Source organism: Aeromonas sp. FDAARGOS 1408 (genome assembly GCF_019048665.1).
GTDB classification, from domain to species: domain Bacteria; phylum Pseudomonadota; class Gammaproteobacteria; order Enterobacterales; family Aeromonadaceae; genus Aeromonas; species Aeromonas dhakensis.
Genome location: NZ_CP077394.1, coordinates 2,851,966 through 2,870,198 on the forward strand (window position 1 = coordinate 2,851,966; position 18,233 = coordinate 2,870,198).

At 64.6% G+C, this 18,233-nt stretch carries 14 protein-coding genes; 10 read left to right on the top strand and 4 right to left on the bottom strand.

Annotated features, from left to right (window positions below; translation table 11 throughout):
* The first annotated feature begins 2 nt into the window (after window positions 1-2).
* From I6L38_RS13000 to I6L38_RS13025, 6 genes are all read left to right on the top strand, one after another.
* Window positions 3-995, top strand: a complete 993-nt coding sequence (locus I6L38_RS13000) for an ABC transporter ATP-binding protein (protein ID WP_025201337.1) — start codon at window positions 3-5, stop codon at window positions 993-995.
* 114 nt (window positions 996-1,109) lie between these two features.
* A complete protein-coding gene (locus I6L38_RS13005; protein ID WP_216988599.1) occupies window positions 1,110-2,822 on the top strand; it encodes a glycoside hydrolase family 9 protein in 1,713 nt (570 codons plus the stop codon).
* A gap of 122 nt (window positions 2,823-2,944) precedes the next feature.
* Window positions 2,945-3,817 carry a BadF/BadG/BcrA/BcrD ATPase family protein gene (locus I6L38_RS13010; RefSeq protein WP_216988600.1) on the top strand — a complete coding sequence of 291 codons (873 nt, stop codon included), beginning with the start codon at window positions 2,945-2,947 and terminating at the stop codon, window positions 3,815-3,817.
* Window positions 3,818-3,920: 103 nt separating this feature from the next.
* Window positions 3,921-5,789, top strand: coding sequence for a beta-N-acetylhexosaminidase (locus I6L38_RS13015; protein WP_216988601.1), 1,869 nt, complete (start codon window positions 3,921-3,923; stop codon window positions 5,787-5,789).
* 216 nt (window positions 5,790-6,005) lie between these two features.
* Window positions 6,006-7,559 (top strand): PAS domain-containing methyl-accepting chemotaxis protein, encoded by a 1,554-nt coding sequence (locus I6L38_RS13020; protein WP_201877626.1) that lies wholly within the window; start codon window positions 6,006-6,008, stop codon window positions 7,557-7,559.
* Between the two features lie 67 nt (window positions 7,560-7,626).
* On the top strand, window positions 7,627-7,983 hold the full coding sequence (locus tag I6L38_RS13025; RefSeq protein WP_005303274.1) for an MGMT family protein: 357 nt from the start codon (window positions 7,627-7,629) through the stop codon (window positions 7,981-7,983).
* Window positions 7,984-7,998: 15 nt separating this feature from the next.
* Here I6L38_RS13025 and I6L38_RS13030 read toward each other — a convergent pair whose 3' ends face one another.
* Together I6L38_RS13030 and topA are read right to left on the bottom strand one after the other, a co-directional pair.
* Entirely contained in the window at window positions 7,999-8,166 is a 168-nt protein-coding gene (locus I6L38_RS13030; protein ID WP_005303277.1) for a hypothetical protein, read from the bottom strand.
* A gap of 114 nt (window positions 8,167-8,280) precedes the next feature.
* Window positions 8,281-10,902 carry a type I DNA topoisomerase gene (gene topA, locus I6L38_RS13035; protein WP_042051062.1) on the bottom strand — a complete coding sequence of 874 codons (2,622 nt, stop codon included), beginning with the start codon at window positions 10,900-10,902 and terminating at the stop codon, window positions 8,281-8,283.
* Window positions 10,903-11,263: 361 nt separating this feature from the next.
* On the opposite strand from topA, the gene astB reads away from it, so the two are divergent.
* The gene (gene astB / locus I6L38_RS13040; protein ID WP_005303281.1) at window positions 11,264-12,601 is read left to right on the top strand and encodes an N-succinylarginine dihydrolase; all 1,338 of its coding nucleotides are present in this window, start codon (window positions 11,264-11,266) and stop codon (window positions 12,599-12,601) included.
* A gap of 73 nt (window positions 12,602-12,674) precedes the next feature.
* Here astB and sohB read toward each other — a convergent pair whose 3' ends face one another.
* Window positions 12,675-13,682, bottom strand: a complete 1,008-nt coding sequence (gene sohB / locus I6L38_RS13045; protein WP_043171803.1) for a protease SohB — start codon at window positions 13,680-13,682, stop codon at window positions 12,675-12,677.
* A 233-nt stretch (window positions 13,683-13,915) separates the two neighbouring features.
* Here sohB and I6L38_RS13050 point away from each other — a divergent pair, with 233 nt between their 5' ends.
* A complete protein-coding gene (locus tag I6L38_RS13050) occupies window positions 13,916-14,671 on the top strand; it encodes a YciK family oxidoreductase (protein WP_010633256.1) in 756 nt (251 codons plus the stop codon).
* A 117-nt stretch (window positions 14,672-14,788) separates the two neighbouring features.
* A complete protein-coding gene (locus I6L38_RS13055) occupies window positions 14,789-15,673 on the top strand; it encodes a LysR family transcriptional regulator (protein ID WP_017765055.1) in 885 nt (294 codons plus the stop codon).
* Between the two features lie 55 nt (window positions 15,674-15,728).
* Here the strand turns inward: I6L38_RS13055 and I6L38_RS13060 are convergent, their stop codons facing one another.
* Complete coding sequence (locus tag I6L38_RS13060) at window positions 15,729-16,901, bottom strand: MFS transporter (protein ID WP_201882650.1); 1,173 nt, start codon at window positions 16,899-16,901, stop codon at window positions 15,729-15,731.
* A gap of 161 nt (window positions 16,902-17,062) precedes the next feature.
* Between I6L38_RS13060 and I6L38_RS13065 the strand changes: the two genes are divergently transcribed.
* Window positions 17,063-18,202: a MalY/PatB family protein gene (locus I6L38_RS13065; protein WP_201882660.1), complete on the top strand. Its 1,140-nt coding sequence runs from the start codon at window positions 17,063-17,065 to the stop codon at window positions 18,200-18,202.
* Window positions 18,203-18,233 lie beyond the last annotated feature (31 nt).

The window sequence follows — 18,233 nt, forward strand, 5'->3', positions numbered from 1 at the left end:
TCATGCAAATCGCCCAAACCGACGCCCCCATCATCGAAGTCCAGCACCTCTACAAGGACTTCCCCGTCAACTCCAACGCCATCAAGAGCGGCAAGATGCGGGCCCTCTCGGACATCACCTTCAACCTGCACCGGGGCCGTGCCCTGGCGGTGGTGGGAGAGTCCGGCTCCGGCAAGAGCACCATCGCCAAGATCATCGCCAAGATGTACAAGCTCTCTGGCGGTCGCATCCTCTATCGCGGCCGCGACCTGGAGGAGTTCAACAAGGGCACCGCCCTGCTCGACTACCGTCAGAGCGTGCAGATGGTGTGGCAAGATCCGTTCGGTTCGCTGAACCCGACCCACACCATCTACCACCACATCGCCCGCCCCCTGCTGCTGCACAGCAAGGTGATCGACAAGCGTGACCTGCCCGACATGGTCTATGGCCTGCTGGAGAAGGTGGGGCTCACCCCCGCCAAGGCGACCGCGGCCAAGTACCCGCACCAGCTCTCAGGCGGCCAGCGCCAGCGGGTCAACATCGCCCGCAACCTGGCGGTGGAGGCGGAAGTGGTGCTGGCGGACGAGCCCACCTCCATGCTCGACGTCTCCATTCGCATCGGCATCCTCAACCTGATGGAGCAGATGAAGGACGAACTCGGCGTCTCCATGCTCTACATCACCCACGACATCGCCACCGCCCGCTACGTGGCCGAGGATCTGGCGGTGATGTACGTCGGGCACATGGTGGAGTGGGGCGAGGTGGACGAGATCCTGCACCACCCCCAGCACCCCTACACCCAGCTGCTCATCTCGGCAGTGCCCGACCCCGAGAAGAGCATCCACGCCGAACTGGAGGGAGGTCGCAAGGGGGAGATCCCGCTCTGGACGCCGGAATCCTGCGGTTGCCCCTTCGCCGGGCGCTGCAATCAGGTGATGCCGCGCTGCAAGGAGACCCTGCCCCCCGTCAGCAAGCTTGCCGACAACCACTTTGTGCGCTGCTACCTCTACGAGTGAGGGTGAGCCTTGAACCGGCCGGACAGCACTGTCCGGCCATGCCTCGATACGGGGCTGCCATGGCCCCGTGATGTGCCTCACCGTCTGTCGGTGAACCACAGGAGTAATACCTCGATGGAACTCTTGATCAATCAGGTGGGTTACCCGTGCGACGGGGAGAAGATCGCCCTGCTGCAAGCCACCCCCGCCCATGATCTCGGCGGCTATGTCAGGCTGCAACGCCAGGGTGATGGCCAGATCCTGTTTGAAACCCCGCTGCAAGCGGCCGGCAGCGTCCCCGGCTGGCAGTGCCGTGCTTACTGGCGCGCCGACTTCTCGGCATTCCAAGAGCCCGGCCACTATCGGCTGGAGGCGATCACCGCCCAAGGCATTGTCCGCTCTACCCGCTTTGCCATCGGCCCCGATCTGCTGGCCAGACGCTGCCTCTCCGACGTCATCCACTACTTCAAGGGACAGCGCGCCAGCGGCGCCTTCGATCGGGCCGACCGCAGCGCCCGTCTGTTTGGCACCGACCAGCACAAAGATGTGCACGGCGGCTGGTTCGATGCCAGCGGCGACATGAGCAAATACCTGAGCCACCTCTCCTACGCCAACTACCTCAACCCCCAGCAGACCCCCATGGTGGTCTGGGCCCTGCTCAAGTGCCGCGAGCTCTTGGCCCCGCGCCGCGACATCGACGGGGTCAACCTCTGCAAGCGGCTCAATGACGAGGCGCTGCACGGCGCCGATTTTCTCTGCCGGATGCAGGATGAGTCGGGCTTCTTCTATATGACCCTGTTCGACAAGTGGAGCAAGGATCCCGAGCAGCGGGAGCTGTGCGCCTACGCCACCCAGCAGGGGCTCAAGTCCGCCAACTGGCAGGCCGGTTTCCGTCAAGGGGGCGGCATGGCCATCGCCGCCCTAGCCCGCGCCGCCCGCGAAAGCATCAGCGGCGACTTTGATGCCAGCCGCTACGCCGAGGCGGCCAGACGCGGCTACCTGCACCTGCGTGAGCACAACCTGGCCTATCTGGATGACGGGGTCGAAAACATCATCGACGACTACTGCGCCCTGCTGGCGGCGGTCGAGCTGACCCGCACCCTGGGCCCAGAGTGGCTGGCAGAGGCCAGAGTGCGGGCCGGCAAGCTCTGCGCCCGCCAGCACCCTCACCCGGAGCTCGGCCACTATTGGGCGGCCAACGAGGATGGCGCGCGCCCCTACTACCACGCCGCCGAGGCGGGCCTGCCGGTGCTGGCCCTGCTGGAATACGTGGAAATCGAGCCGGACTGGGAGCGCAAGAGCGCGGTGCAGCGGGTGATCGAGCAGGCGCTGGCCGCCGAGCTGGCGCTCTGCGCCCGCCCCGGCAACCCGTTTGCCCTCGCCCGCCAGTATGTGAAAGGGGTTGGCGAAGCGCCCCGCGTCAGCTTCTTTATGCCCCATCACAACGAGTCGGGCTACTGGTGGCAGGGGGAGAACGCCCGGCTGGCGTCGCTCGCCGCCATGGCGTTTGCCGCCGCGCAGTTGCCGCACCAGAGCCGCTTGCTGCGCACCTTCGGCCAGCACCAGCTCGATTGGATCCTGGGGCAAAACCCCTTCAACGCCTGCATGCTGGCGGGTCATGGCAGCAACAATCCCGCCTACACCGCCGGTTATCCCAATGCGCTGGGGGGGATCTGCAACGGCATCACCTCAGGGTTTGATGACGAAAACGAGGTGGCCTTTATCCCCGAGGCCTACAAGGAGCGGCTGGATCAGAACTGGCGCTGGGGGGAGCAGTGGATCCCGCACGCCGCCTGGTTTGCCCTGGCCATCAGCTGGCAGAGCGCCCTCGGAGGCTCCCATGATTGAGAGAGACTCGAACATCATTGGCAGTGAGGAGAGCCGTGGATCCTCCATACAGCCAGCCAGGTTTGCCCTGGCCATCAGCTTGCAAAATGCCCTGAGTGCTCCAAATGATCAGGGAGGCTCCCATGATTGAGTACTGGGTCGGGGTGGATGGCGGCGGCACCCACACCCGTGCCCGCATTCGGGATCGGGCCGGCAAGCTGCTCGGCGAGGGACGCGCCGCCGGCTCCAACCTGGAGCTTGGCATCGAGATCGCCCACGGCAACGTGCTGGCCGCCATCGAGCAGGCCCGTCTCGAGGCCGGACTGACGGAGGATGCCCAGCAACGGATGGGGGTCGGGCTGGCGCTCGCCTCCGCCGAGCTGGCCGACTGCTATCACGCCATGCTGACCATGCCCTTCCCCTTTGCGAGCGTGCGGCTCACCTCCGATGCCTTCGGTGCCTGCCTGGGCGCCTTTGGCGGCGAGGAGGGTGCCATCCTCATCGCCGGCACCGGCTCGGCCGGGCTCATCTATCGCCACGGCCAGCTGCACACCTGCTCCGGCCGCGGCTTTCCCATCTCGGATCTGGGCAGCGGCGCCTGGCTGGGGCTGCGCGCCATCCAGCAATCCCTGCTCTGCCACGACGGCATCCTGCCCCCCAGCACATTGGCCATCCGCTTGCTCGATCACTTCAAACGGGATCAGGCCGAGGTGGTACGCTGGGCCGCCCGCGCCATCCCCGCCGACTATGGTCGCTTCGCCCCCTGGGTGTTCGATGCCGCCAGCGACGGCGACGAGCTCGCCTGCCAACTGCTGGAGGAGACCTGCCAGCAGCTGGCCACCCTGCTGGAGGGGATGCGCCAGCTGGGCGCCGACCGGATTGCCCTGCTCGGCGGCATCGGCATGCGCCTCGCCCCCCGTCTGGCGCACCTGCCGCTGGTCAGCCCCGCTGCCGACGCGCTGGAAGGGGCCATCCTGTTTGCCAAGACGGAGGCGCCGCCATGCCTGCACTCCTGAACCGGGCGTACCGGGCCAGCACCGGAACGCCCTCCCCTCAACCATCGCCAGCCGCCTTCACCAGGGCGGCCGGCCCCCTGCTCGTGCAACCGAAGGAGTTTTCATGTCCGCACCCCTGATCCACACCCAGGTCGACCGACGCGATGGTGACGACGTCTGGTTTCATTTCAGCCTGAGCCAGCTGCCAGATGCCCCCTGGAAGCTCCACTTCTGCCTGGCACGTCACATCGACCCAGGCTCGGTAGAGGGAGGGGAACTGGAGCGCCAGAGCGGCAGCTACAAGGTCTTGATCCCGCAAACGGGGGCCAGTGAGCTGCGCTTCTGCTGTCGCAGCACCCCCATCAAGCGCCTCTCCGACATGCCGCGCGGCTTCTTCCTGAGCCTGCCCCGGGCCAGCAGCGGCCCCCAGCTGATGCCGGTGGAGCTGACCGGCGAGGAGCTGGGCCTGCCACAATCCGCCACTGCGGCGCCAGATCTGCCCGAGGTGGAGCCCCTCGCCGGCATAGTGCCCCAGCCGGATCGGCTGTTGCTGCTGGAGGGCAACTTCCGGCTGGCGGAGCGCGCCCACGTCAGCGGCCCGAGCCCCCTGCTCGGCCCGCTGCTGGCCCACTTCAACGAGCTGACCGGGCTCGCGCTGGCGCAGGATCACGACGCCGAGATCCGGCTGGTTGAAAGCGGCCTGGGTCCGGAGGCCTACCGGCTGACCATTACCCCGGAGGAGATAGTGATTGCCGCCGGCGGCGAGGCAGGTTGGCGCCATGGCCTCATCAGCCTGGCCCAGTGGTATCTGCAGCACGGCGAGAGCCTGCCCTGTATCGAGCTCAGCGACGCGCCGCGCTTTGGCTTTCGCGGCATCTTTCTCGACTGTGCCCGCCACTTTCACTCCCTCGCCACCCTCAAGCGCCTGCTCAGGCTGATGAGCCTCTACAAGTTCAATCGCTTCCACTGGCACCTGACCGATGACGAGGGGTGGCGGCTCGAGATCAAGGCCTTCCCCCAGCTGACCGAACTGGCCGCCTGGCGCGGCCACGGCCTGGCCGTCGGGCCCCAGCTGAGCGGCGGCCCCGAGCCCTATGGCGGCTACTACACCCAGAGCGAGGTGCGCGAGCTGGTGGCCTACGGCGCCGGGCTTGGCATCACCATCATTCCGGAAATTGACATCCCGGGTCACTGCCACGCCGCCATCAAGGCGCTGCCCGAACTGCTGGTGGAGGAGGCCGACCGCTCCCGCTACCTGTCGGTGCAATATTTTGACGACAACGTGCTCAACCCGGCGCTGCCCGGCACCTATCGCTTCCTGGAAGCCGTGATGGACGAGGTGTGCGAGCTGTTCCCGGGGCCGCTGGTGCACATGGGGGGGGACGAGGTGCCCAGCGGGGTCTGGACCGACAGCCCCGCCTGCCAGCAACTGATGAAGCAGCAGGGCTATCAGGATTGCCGCGAGCTGCAGGGCCACCTTCTGCGCCACTGCCAGCACTACCTGGCCGGCAAGGGCAAGCGGATGCTGGGCTGGGAGGAGATTTTGCACGGCGACAAGGTGAGCCGGGACGCCACCATCTTCGCCTGGACCAGCTTCCAGGCCGGGCTCGACGCGGCCGCTGCGGGTTATCCGGTGGTGATGGCGCCGGCCCAGCACCTCTATCTGGACCTTGCCTGGAGTCAGGACATCCATGAACCCGGCCTCTACTGGGCGGGCACCCTCAATCTGGCGCAGGTCTACGCGTGCGACCCGGCCCCAGCCGATTTCCATGCCAACGATAACATCCTGGGGGTGCTGAGCCCCTTATGGTCGGAACTGATCACCTCTCGCGATCGTCTCGACTATATGTTGTTCCCGCGCATGCTGGCGACCGCCGAGGTGGCCTGGAGCGCCCCCGCCCGCAAGGGGTGGGAGCACTTCGCCGCCCGTCTGCCGGGCCAGCTGCAGATCCTCGACCAGCTCCAGGTGCGTTACCGGGTACCGCAGAGGTAGTGTTATCTTTTTTCCTTGGCGGCCTGATGGCCGCCTTTTTTTTACGATTAACCAACAAAACATCAACTTACCCCTACCATTCATCCGCCATTGTTGGCAAAATTCAGCCCCCTATGAAGCCGGTCTGCCGCCTGCTGGCGCGAGCCTGCGGCCATCTCCAGATCTGCCACAATAACAACGACAAAGTTATCAACAAGAACATCGGAGCGTATTCCTATGGCCCGCAGAGACGTCCATACCCTGGACAGCGAAGTGGAGTTTCCTGCCGACGAACAACTGGTCTCCACCACGGATCTGCGCGGGGTGATCACCTACGCCAACCCCGCCTTCTGCCGCATCGCCGGCTACTCGGTCGACGAGCTGGTCGGCCACAACCACAACCTGGTGCGCCACCCAGACATGCCCAAGGCGGCCTTCGCCGATCTCTGGGCCCGCCTCAAGGAGGGCAAGCCCTGGCGTGGCATGGTGAAGAACCGCTGCAAGGATGGCCGCTACTACTGGGTCGATGCCTATGTGACCCCCATCTACGAGGGCAACCGGATCAGCGGCTACCAGTCGGTGCGCTGCAAGCCGGATCCCCAGCTCAAGCGCATCGCCGGCCAGGCCTACCAGGCCCTGCTCAAGGCCGAGCGCGGTACCGGCAGCCGCCTCCCCTCCCTCGCCCGGGTGCGCGCACCGGCCATCGCCCTGCTGCTGCTCGGCCTGGTGGGCTGGGCCTTCGCCAGCCAGGGAGCCATGACCGCCCTGCTGATGCTGCTGCCCCTGCTGCTCATCGGCGGCGCCTACTGGCGCGAGATCTTCGCCCTGCCACTCTATCTGCAGCAGCTGGGCCGCGAATACGACAGCCTGACCCGGCTGGTCTACTCAGGTGACGGCCCCGGCGCCATTGCCGACTTTCACATCAAGATGCTCCAGGCCCGCATCCGCACCGTGCTGGGCCGGGTCAACGATGCGACCAATCCGCTGCAGGCCCTGGCCAGCAACCTGAAACAGGCCTCCCATCAGGCCTGTCTCGACATCAACGAGCAGGATGCCCAGACCCAGCAGATGGCCGCCGCCATGACCCAGATGGCCAGCACGGCCCACGAGATTGCCCGCAACATCCAGGACTCCAACGGCCAGGTGAGCGAGGCCCGCAGCCGCTGCCAGCACACGGACAAGCAGCTGGCCCAGACCGAGCAGCGCATCGAGCAGCTCGCCAGACAGGCGGAGCTCGCCTTCAACTCGGCGGTGGAGCTGGCCAGCGAGTCGGAGCGGATCGGCAGCGTGATGGGAGAGATCCAGGGCATCGCCGACCAGACCAACCTGCTGGCGCTGAACGCCGCCATCGAGGCGGCCCGGGCTGGCGAACAGGGGCGCGGCTTTGCGGTGGTGGCCGACGAGGTGCGCACCCTGTCGACCCGCACCCACAAGGCGACCGAGCAGATCCAGGGCAGCATCCAGCAGATCCAGCACACCCTGGGCCGCTGGAAGGGGATGATGCAGGAGAACCTGCAGCAGACCCGCGAGTGCGCCGAGATGACCCGTCAGGGCTCCAGCAGCCTGCATACCGTGCTGCAGGAGATCGAGCTGGTGACCGAGTTCTCCACCCAGATCGCCGCCGCCGCCGAGCAGCAGCAGACGGTGGTGGAGGATATCAGCCGCAGCATCCACCAGATCTCCGAGTACTCCCACGCCAACAGCCAGAAGATGCAGGAGGTCGACGACTCCAGTCAGGAGCTGCTGGAGCGGGCCAGGCAGCTCAAGGGGCTCAGCCAGACCTTCGGCTGACACATTTGCCAGTCACCCGACAGAAGCGCCACAATGGCGCTTCTGTTGTTTTTGACGAGTCAACTTCATGAGAACGGAATCGACCCCAGCCCCGCTGAATAAGGTGGCCCGCATCGAGGCGATCCTGGCCCTGATCCCGGCCGGTCGCGTGGTGAGCTATGGCCAGGTGGCGGATCTTGCTGGGCTGCCCGGCCGGGCCAGGCTGGTGGGCAAGGTGCTGAGGGAGACCGACAAGGTGCTGCCCTGGCACAGGGTGCTGGGCGCGGCGGGCACCATATCACTGCCCAAGGGGTCGGCAGGCTTTGACAGACAGGCGGGATTGCTGCAGGAAGAGGGGGTGCCCGTGATTGGCGGACGGGTCAGGATGAAGGAGTGGCAGTGGCAGCCCGACCTCGCCGAGCTGCTGTTTCTCCTGCCCTTTTGACGATGGCGGCCCGCCTCACCGGGTGATGGGGGCCAGGATCTCGTCGCTGCGCACCTGCACCGGGATCGTTTCGTACTCCCGTTGCAGCAGCACCAGCAGACTCTGCTTGTCCACTTCCAGCACATAGGCGGTTCCTTCCCGGGTCAGACAGGTCATTCCCGGCCGGATCTCGTTAATCTCCATCACAACCTCCGTGTCCAGCGCTGCCATCCTTGCAGCGGTTTCAGTATACCGCCATCTGAAAACAAAAAGGCCCCTGCAAGGGGCCTCTTTCATCAGAGTGTGCGCGCTGCGCAATCACGCCTTCTTCGACTTGGCCAGGCTCTCCTGCCACTTGCCGTTGTCGTAGTGCGCCGTCCAGCCGGTCGCCTTGCCGTTGACCTCGGTCATCACGTACTGCTCCTTGGTCTTGCGACTGAAGCGCACGATGGAGGCGTTACCGTCAGGATCTGACGCCGGGGCATCGGCCAGGTACTGGTGCTTGGGCGACAGGCGCTCCTTGAAGCGCTTGAGCTCTTCCACCAGCGGTGCACGAGTCTCGCGGGATTTCGGGAAGTTGCTGGCAGCCAGGAACAGGCCGGCGGCCCCGTCACGCAGCACGAAGTGGGCGTCGGACTGGGTGCATTTCAACTCCGGCAGCGGCACCGGGTCTTCCTTCGGCGGCGCGATATCACCGTTTTTCAGGATCTTGCGGGTGTTCTTGCAGGTGTCGTTGGTGCAACCCATGTACTTGCCGAAACGACCGTTCTTGAGCTGCATCTCGGATCCACAGCGGTCACATTCGATGCTCGGTCCTTCGTAGCCCTTGAGCTTGAACTGGCCTTTTTCAATTTCGTAGCCGTCGCAATCCGGATTGCGGCCGCAGACGTGCAGCTTGCGGCTGTCGTCGATGATGTAGGCATCCATGGCGGTGCCGCACACGCCGCAGCGGTGCTTGGCGCGCAGCGCCTCGGTCTCGGCCTCGTCACCGTCAGTGGCGGAGACGAACTCGTCGGCGGAGACCAGGTTGATGGTCTTCTTGCAGCGCTCTTTGGGCGGCAAGGCGTAACCGGAGCAGCCGAGGAAGACCCCGGTGGTGGCGGTGCGAATGCCCATCTTGCGGCCGCAATCCGGGCAGTCGATGTCGGTCAGCACCATCTGGTTGGCACGCATGCCCCCCTCTTCCACCGGCAGATCCGCTTTTTCCAGCTCCTGGGTGAACTCGGCGTAGAAGGCATCCAGCACCTTCTTCCACTCCAGGCTCCCCTCGGCGATGCCGTCGAGCTTGTCTTCCATCTTGGCGGTGAACTCGTAGTTCATCAGCTCGACGAAGTTCTCCACCAGCCGGTCGGTGACGATCTCACCCATCTTCTCGGCGAAGAAACGGCGGCTCTCGACCCGCACATAACCACGGTCGACGATGGTGGAGATGATGGAGGCGTAGGTGGACGGGCGGCCGATGCCGCGCTTTTCCAGCTCGCGCACCAGCGCCGCTTCGGTGAAGCGTGCGGGCGGCTTGGTGAAGTGCTGGCGCGGATCCAGCTTGACCAGTTTGAGCACCTCACCGACGGTCACCGCCGGCAGCTGGCTGTCTTCGCCCTTGCGACCCATGGGCGGCAGCGCCTTGGTCCAACCGGCGAAGCGCAGGGTGCGACCGCGCGCCTTGAGCTCGAACTCGCCCGCCTTGACGGTCAGGGTGGAGGAGTCGTACTGGGCCGGGGTCATCTGGCAGGCGACAAACTGACGCCAGATGAGGTCATAGAGCCGCATGGCGTCCAGCTCCATCCCTTCCAGCATCTCGGCCGTCACCAGCACGCTGGAGGGGCGGATCGCCTCGTGGGCCTCTTGGGCATTGGCCTTGGCACCGTACAGGTTCGGTTCGGCCGGCAGGTAGGCCGCGCCATACTGCTCGCCGATGTATTCCCGCACCGCCTCGACCGCCTCTTTGCTGAGGTTGGTGGAGTCGGTACGCATATAGGTGATGTAACCCGCTTCATAGAGGCGCTGGGCCATCATCATGGTCTTCTTGACCCCGAAGCTCAGCCGGGTGGAGGCCGCCTGCTGCAGGGTGGAGGTGATGAAGGGAGCGGACGGTTTGGAACCGGTCGGCTTGTCTTCCCGGTTCACCACCTTGTAGTCAACCCCTTCCAGGGCGGCCACGGCGGCGAAGGTCTCGGCCTGGGTCACCGGCTTGAAGTCGGCGCCATTGCGGCTGACCACCTCCATCCGCAGATCGGCGTTATCACCGGTCAGCAGGTCGGCGTTGAGATCCCAGAACTCCACCGGCACGAACGCCTTGATTTCACGCTCTTTGTCGACGATGAGGCGCACCGCGACAGACTGTACCCGGCCGGCGGAGAGGCCGCGAGCCAGCTTCTTCCACAAGAGCGGAGAGACCATGTAACCCACTACCCGGTCGAGGAAACGACGGGCCTGCTGGGCATTGACGCGGTGAATGTTCAGCTCAGACGGCTGGGCGAACGCCTCCTGGATGGCGGTCTTGGTGATCTCGTTGAACACCACGCGCTTGTAGCGGCTGTCGTCGCCGCCGATGATCTCGCGCAGGTGCCAGGCGATCGCTTCCCCCTCTCTATCCAAGTCGGTTGCGAGATAGATGGTGTCGGCCTTCTCGGCCAGACTCTGCAACTCGCTGACCACTTTTTCCTTGCCGGGCAAAATCTGGTAGTTGGCCTGCCAGCCTGCGGTCGGATTGATCCCCATCCGTGAGAACAGGGCATTGCGCTCCTTGGCAGCCTTTTCTGATTCGCTCAGCTTGATGCCGCGAATGACAGGTTTTTTGGGCTCGTTGCTGGCGCTGCCGCTGGTCGGCAGATCGCGCACGTGACCAACGCTGGATTTCACCACGTAGTCCTTGCCCAAATATTTGTTGATGGTCTTGGCCTTGGCCGGAGACTCCACTATGACCAGTGATTTGCCCATGCTGTAACTATTATCCTCATTGCACCCGACGGGGTTGGTGTGCGGTTTTGTGGGGCTGTATAAGAGATTTGACGGGAAAAAGCAATCTTGTGAGCAAATTTGCCCAGCAGCCCGAACCACCTTGCTTCTTTATTTATTAATGCGAAGCCGAGCCGCGGGAAGCAACCGCTTTTTTATTTTTATGCTATATCCACCCTCTTTTTATATTGGAAACGACATAACCAACCGCTCTTGTAACATAACAAACCAGTTTCGTTATCAGCTTGTTACAAAAGACAAAATCTCCTTATAATGGCTGCATCCCGCAGCATTGTGCGCGGAAGGAACCGCTACCCATATAAAAATCGAAAGGATGTACTCAATGAAGCACTTCGAGGTCAACTTCGACGGCCTGGTCGGCCCGACCCACAACTATGCCGGCTTGTCCTATGGCAACGTCGCCTCCCAGAACAATGCCAAGGAAGCGTCCAATCCGAAGGAGGCCGCCAAGCAGGGTCTGCGCAAGATGAAGGCCTTGACCGACCTCGGCATGGTGCAGGGGGTACTGGCCCCGCAGGAACGGCCGGATCTCGCCACCCTGCGTCGCCTCGGCTTCACCGGCAACGATGCAAGCGTCTTGGCCCAGGCCGCCAAACAGGCGCCCGCCGTGCTGGCCGCCTGCTATTCGGCCTCCAGCATGTGGACCGCCAACGCCGCCACCGTCTCCCCCAGTGCCGATACCCAGGATGGCCGCATCCACTTCACACCTGCCAACCTGACCAACAAGTTTCACCGCTCCCTCGAGCCCGAGGTAACCGGCCGAATCCTGCGCGCCGTGTTCAACAACGACCGCCACTTCTATCACCATCAACACCTGCCGGAGAACGACCACTTCGGTGACGAGGGGGCCGCCAACCACACCCGGCTGTGCCGCGCCTATGGCGAGTCCGGGGTCGAGCTGTTCGTCTATGGCCGCAGCGCCTTCGACGTCTCCCAGCCCGCCCCCAAACGCTACCCGGCCCGCCAGACCCTGGAAGCGAGCCAGGCCATTGCCCGCCTGCACGGCCTGGGAGACGAGAGCGCGGTCTTCATCCAGCAGAACCCGGACGTGATCGATCAGGGGGTGTTCCACAACGACGTGATCGCGGTGGGCAACCAGAACGTGCTCTTCTTCCACCAGCAGGCGTTTCTCAACACCGCCTCGGCACTGGCCGAGGTGCGCACCAAGTTCGGTGACGGCGAGCTGCACTTTATCGAGGTGCCCACTGCCGAGGTGTCGGTGCAGGATGCGGTGAAGTCCTATCTGTTCAACACCCAGATCCTGACCCTGCCGTCTGGCGAGATGGCCATCATCGCCCCCACCGAGTGCCGCGACAACCCGGCGGTGTCAGCCTATCTGGCCAAGCTGGTGACCCTGGGGACCCCGATCAAGGGGGTGCACTACATGGACGTGAAGCAGAGCATGAAGAACGGCGGCGGCCCCGCCTGTCTGCGGCTGCGGGTCGCCATGAACGACACCGAACTCGCCGCGGTCAACCCGGCCTGCCTCATCAACGACGGCCAGTTTGCCCGCCTGGACGCCTGGGTGGAGAAACACTACCGCGACAGCCTGGCACTGGACGACCTGCGCGACCCGGCGCTGGTGATGGAGTCCCGCACCGCGCTGGACGAGCTGACCCAGATCCTGAAACTGGGTTCCGTCTACCCGTTCCAGCGCTAAAGCGCTCCAACCCTATAAAAAAAGAGAGCCGGGCAAGTGCCCGGCTCTCTTTTTTCCGTCCTTGAACTGTACCTCAGCGCCAGGGGCCCTGCTGCCACAGGCGACCCAGACCGGATTCCAGCGCCACGGCAGCCTGCTGGCCGAGCTTCTGGGTCAGGCTTTTCGGCTTGCTGTAGCGAATGCCGACCACCTTGTGCTGGCTGGCCTGGGCCAGCAGATAGTCATCGCTGGTGCAGAGGCTGTCCACCAGCCCGAGCTGCTTGGCCTGGCTCGCCAGCCAGTGCTCGCCTGTGGTGACCTTGTCGATGTCGAGGCTGGGTCTGTGCTCGGCCACGAATGCCTTGAAGCGCTCGTGAATGGCGCCCAGCTCCTCACGAAACTTCTCGCGCCCCAGGTCGTCGTTCTCGCCGAACATGGTGATGGTGCGCTTGTACTGGCCGGCGGTGTGCATCTCGAACTCGATGTCGTGCTTTTTCAGCAGCTTGTTGAAGTTCGGCAGCTGGGCGATCACCCCGATGGAGCCGACGATGGCGAACGGCGCCGCCAGGATCTGATCAGCCACGCAGGCCATCATGTAGCCGCCGCTCGCCGCCACCTTGTCGATGGCCACGGTCAGCTTGATGTCACGATCCCGCAGCCGCTGCAGCTGGGAGGCTGCCAGACCGTAGCCGTGCACCACGCCGCCGCCGGATTCGAGCCGCAGCAGCACTTCGTCCCCCGGCTGGGCTACGCCTATCACGGCGCTCACCTCTTCGCGCAGGGAGGCCACCTCCCTGGCATCCATGCTGCCGTGAAAATCGATGACGAACAGCCGGCTGCGGGCATCTTCGCTCTTGGCTCGCGCCTTCTGCTCGGCCTTGCGCGCCTTCTCCAGCTGCTTGCGCTCCGCCTTGCCGGCCAATGCAGCCTGCAACTGGTGACGCCCCTGCTCCAGCTCGCTGGATAGATCGGTGACCACCAGCTCCCCCTTGCGGGATTTGGGCTGACGGCTGCTTACCACCATCAGGATGACGGCGCCGATGGCGAGCAGTAGGGTAATGGTCTTGGCCAGGAACAGGCCATATTCGGTCAAAAATGCCACTTGATGCTCCACTGGTGTGCCCCCGGGGGGACGATTTTTTCACATTCTAGGGAGTTTGCCCGGTGCGCGCAAAAACTCTGCGTCAACCCGTCAGAAATGCCAATCGACAATCACAACCCCTCTGATTTATTCACATTTTTGCCATCTCATACTGGTCAAACGCCGTGCGGGATCAGTACACTTGCCCCTCTATTGCCGGGCGCATCAGCCACGAATTGTTAACAGGAGTTGTCATGTTCGATTATCAGGCCCCCCAGGATCTGCTCAAGGACAAGGTCATTCTGGTCACGGGTGCCGGTGACGGCATCGGCCGCGAAGCGGCACTCACCTATGCGGCCCACGGCGCCACCGTGATCCTGCTCGGACGCACCAGCGCCAAGCTGGAGGCGGTCTACGACCAGATCGAGGCGGCCGGCCACCCGCTGCCCGCCATCGTGCCGGTGGATCTGAAGGGGGCGACCGCCGCCCACTATCGCGGCATGGCCGAGACCTTCGCCCAGCAGTTCGGCCGCCTCGACGGCGTGCTGTTCAACGCCGGCCTGCTCGGCACCCTGTCACCGTTCGAACACATCCAGGAGCAGGAGTGGGACGAGGTGATGCAGGTCAACGTCAAATCCGAATTCCTGCTGACCCAGGCGCTGCTGCCGCTCATCCGCCAGACCGCCAAGGAGCACGGCGATGCCTCCATCGTCTACACCTCCTCCAGCGTGGGTCGCAAGGGCCGCGCCTACTGGGGCACCTATGCCATCTCCAAGTTCGCCATCGAAGGCATGATGGAGGTGCTGGCGGACGAGCTGGAGAACACCTCGGTGCGGGTCAACACCCTCAACCCGGGCGGCACCCGCACCAAGATGCGGGCCAGCGCCTTCCCGGCCGAAGATCCGCAGACCCTCAAGACTCCGGCCGACCTGATGCCGCTCTATCTCTATCTGATGGGAGTGGACAGCAAGGGCAAAACCGGCCAGACCTTTGTGGCCCAGCCCAAATAAATCAACAAAATAACCCCAACCCTGCGCGGCATGGGGTTAAATTCAATAGGGTGCCGTCGGCACCCTGTTGCGAATATGGCAAGGCCCGTTCCATCCAGTCCCTTATCAGGTTGAGATATGTTTCGTCCCAAGAGCACGTTTGAGCAATGGCGGATCTTTCAGGCCGTGGTGGATTGTGGCGGCTACGCCCAGGCCGCCGAGGCGCTGAACAAGAGCCAGTCCTCCCTCAATCATGCGGTAGCCAAGCTGCAGCAGAGTCTGGGGGTGGCCCTGCTGGAGGTGAGAGGGCGCAAGGCGGTGCTGACGCCGGCGGGGGAGATCTTCCTCAAGCGGGCCCGTCAGCTCAGCCAGCAGGTGGAAGAGCTGGAGAACCTGGCCAACAACCTGGAGCGGCAGTGGGAGCCGCAGATCAACCTCTATGTGTCGGTGATGCAGCCGCGCGAGCGGCTCTATCGGGCGCTGGCCCACTTCTACCCCCGCAGCCGGGGCTGCCGGGTCAATCTGCACGAGCGCATCCACTGCCACTTCAACGCCCTGCAGGTGGGGGATCTGATGCTCTCCGAACACCTGCCCCATGATCGCACCGGTCTGCCGCTGGACGAGGTGTGTCTGCTGCCGCTCTGCGCGGCCGATCACCCGCTCGCCACCCAGGGCGGCGCCATCGCTGCCGAGGCGCTGGCCGGCCACAACCAGATCAGCCTTCACCCCCCCATTCACCGCTCGGTGGACTGGAACGACGCGGACGACACCGGCTGGAAGGCGACCCACTACCACGAGGTGATCGCCATGCTCAGGCTCGGCCTCGGCTATGCCTGGCTGCCGCGCCACCTGGTGCAGGAGGAGCTGGCGAGCGGCGAGCTGGTGGCGCTGGATCTGGCCGGTGGCAACGAGCGCCACCTCTATACCTATCTGCTGACCCCGTCGGCCGACGCCCTGGGCCCGGCCACCGAGCTGCTGCTGCGCTGCCTGCGCAACGAATATCAGGACGACAGCGACCGCTAGCCCGCTCCCCCGCCGCCATCAGGCAGTGAGACGGGGCTGACCCACCCCTTTGGCTTCAGACGTTCGGCACCCGCCAGCAGGCGGCCAGTGCCAGCAGTGCCAGCCCCATGGCCACCATGAAGACCCCGTGAAAGCTCCAGATCTCCGCCACAGTCCCCGCTATCGCCCCCGCCATGATGGAGCCGGTACGGATGCTGTTGGCGAACAGGGTGGTCGCCACCCCGGTGCGACCCGGCATCAGATCCTGGAAGTAGGACATGCCGATGCCGGCGACGATGCCGATGAAGATGGCGTTGAGCAGTTGCAGCGCAATGAGGGCATGCTGGCTTGACAGGGTCACCAGCCCCACGTAGAAGCCCACCCCGGCCAGCACCGCCAGCAGCATCATGGGGCGCTTGCCAAAACGCTGGGTGTAGTGGCCCGCCAGCAACATGAAGGGGATCTCGAGGGCCGCCGCCGTGCCCATCAGCACCCCGGCCAGCTTCTCCTCCAGCCCCAGCTCGCGGGTGATGTAGAGCGGCATGTTGATGAGGTACATGCTGTTGCAGGTCCACATCAGGGTGGAGGCGATAAAGAGCGCCCGCACCGACGGATCCCGCCAGCTACTGACCCGCTCCACCTCGCTGTCCATCACCGGCAGCGGCAACGAGGGCAGCCAGCGCCACACCACGAAGGCGCAGAGCAGATAGGCCAGCGCGGAGGCGAGGTACATCACCTCGAAGCCGTAGCCGATGGCCAGCGCGAAGGCGATGGGTGGTCCTATCACCCAGGCCAGCGAGAACTGGGCCCGCAGCACCGAGCTGAACATGTCGGCCCGCTTGTTGCGGCTGTCGGCGTATTCACGCGCCAGCGCGAACAGCTGGGGGCTGGCGGTAGCGGCCAGGCTCGCCAGCAGCACCCCCAGACTCACCAGCAGCCAGTATTGCCGGTTCCAGGCAAACAGCAGGGAGAGCACCACGCCAGCGAAGCAGCAGCGCAGGATCAGCCGCTTGCGATCCCCCTTGTTGTCGGAGCGGTGGCCGAGCCACTGGCTGATAAGGATGCCGATCACCGCGTTGACGGTATAGAAGAGCCCCACCAGGAAAGGGCGCACCTGCACCTCCTCGGCCAGGAACAGGCTCAGGGTGGGCACCTGCAGCGCCACCGCCACCCCGGTCATGAAGGTCACGGCCAGAAAAGAGAGAGAGACGGGATCCGTCCTGTTGCGGGCAGCAGTCAACAAGCGCATAGAATTACCACTGATTGGAGGGAAGAAAACTGGCCAAAATTCGGCAAGTGCATGAAATGGCGCCGCTTATTTTATGTCATTATCAAGAGCCACCTCAAGGCTTGCGACCCCGTCGCCGACCCCGTACAGTGAAAGCCCACTGGCCAGCATAAGGATTTCACATGTTTGATTTTGACCGGGAAATAGATCGCAGCGGCACCATGAGCCTGAAATGGGACAAGTACAAGGGACAGGACGTGCTGCCCATGTGGGTCGCCGACACCGACTTCGTCTCCCCCCCTGCCGTCGTCGAGGCCCTCACTGCGCGGGTCGCCCACGGCATCTTCGGCTACTCCCGCCCCTCTCCCCGGCTAATCGAACTCATCATCGCGCGGCTGGCCAGCCGCTATGGCTGGACCATCCAGCCCGAGTGGCTCGTCTTTCTGCCCGGGGTGGTGCCCGGTCTTAACCTGGCCTGCAAGGCCTGGAGCCAGCACGGGCGTGGCATCATCACCCCCAAGCCGGTCTACTACCCCTTCCTGCAGGCGCCGGGCTTCAACGACCGGCCGCTGCTCACCGTGCCCATGGTGGAAGAGGCCGGCCGCTGGGTGCTGGATATCGAGGAGCTGGAACGCCAGGCGCCGGCGGCGGATCTGCTGCTGCTGTGCAACCCGCAAAACCCGGGCGGCACCGTCTTCACCCGCGAGGAGCTGCTGGCCATCGACGCCATCGCCGAGCGCCACAACCTGGTGATCTGCTCCGATGAAATTCACTGCGACCTGCTGCTGGACAAGGACGCCCGTCACATCCCCTACGGCGCCATCAGCCCGGCGGCGGCCGAGCGTTCGGCGGTGATGATGGCCCCGAGCAAGACCTTCAACATCGCCGGGCTCTGCTGCGCCTTCGCGGTGGTGCCCAATGCCCGTCTGCGCCTCAAGCTGCAGCAGGCGATGCGCGGCATCAGTGCCGACGTCAACCTGCTGGGCTTCGTGGCCGCCGAGGCGGCCTATGAAGGGGGCGAACAGTGGCTCAGCGAGCAGCTCGACTACCTGGCCGCCAACCTGGCGCTGATCGAGCAGGCGGTCGCCCGCTGGCCCGGCATCAAGCTGGCGCGCCACCAGGCCACCTACCTCGCCTGGATCGACGTGAGCGCGTTGGGCTTGGACGATCCCATCGCCTTCTTCGAGCAGGCCGGGGTGGGACTCTCCCCCGGAGCCCAGTTTGGCGACGGCCAGTTCGTGCGGCTCAACTTCGGCTGCACCCGGGCTCGCCTCGTCGAGGCCTTGGCCCGCATGGAGAAGGCCATCCTGGCTCGCCGCTGAGCCCCTGCGGGGCGGCGCCAGCCGACCCCGC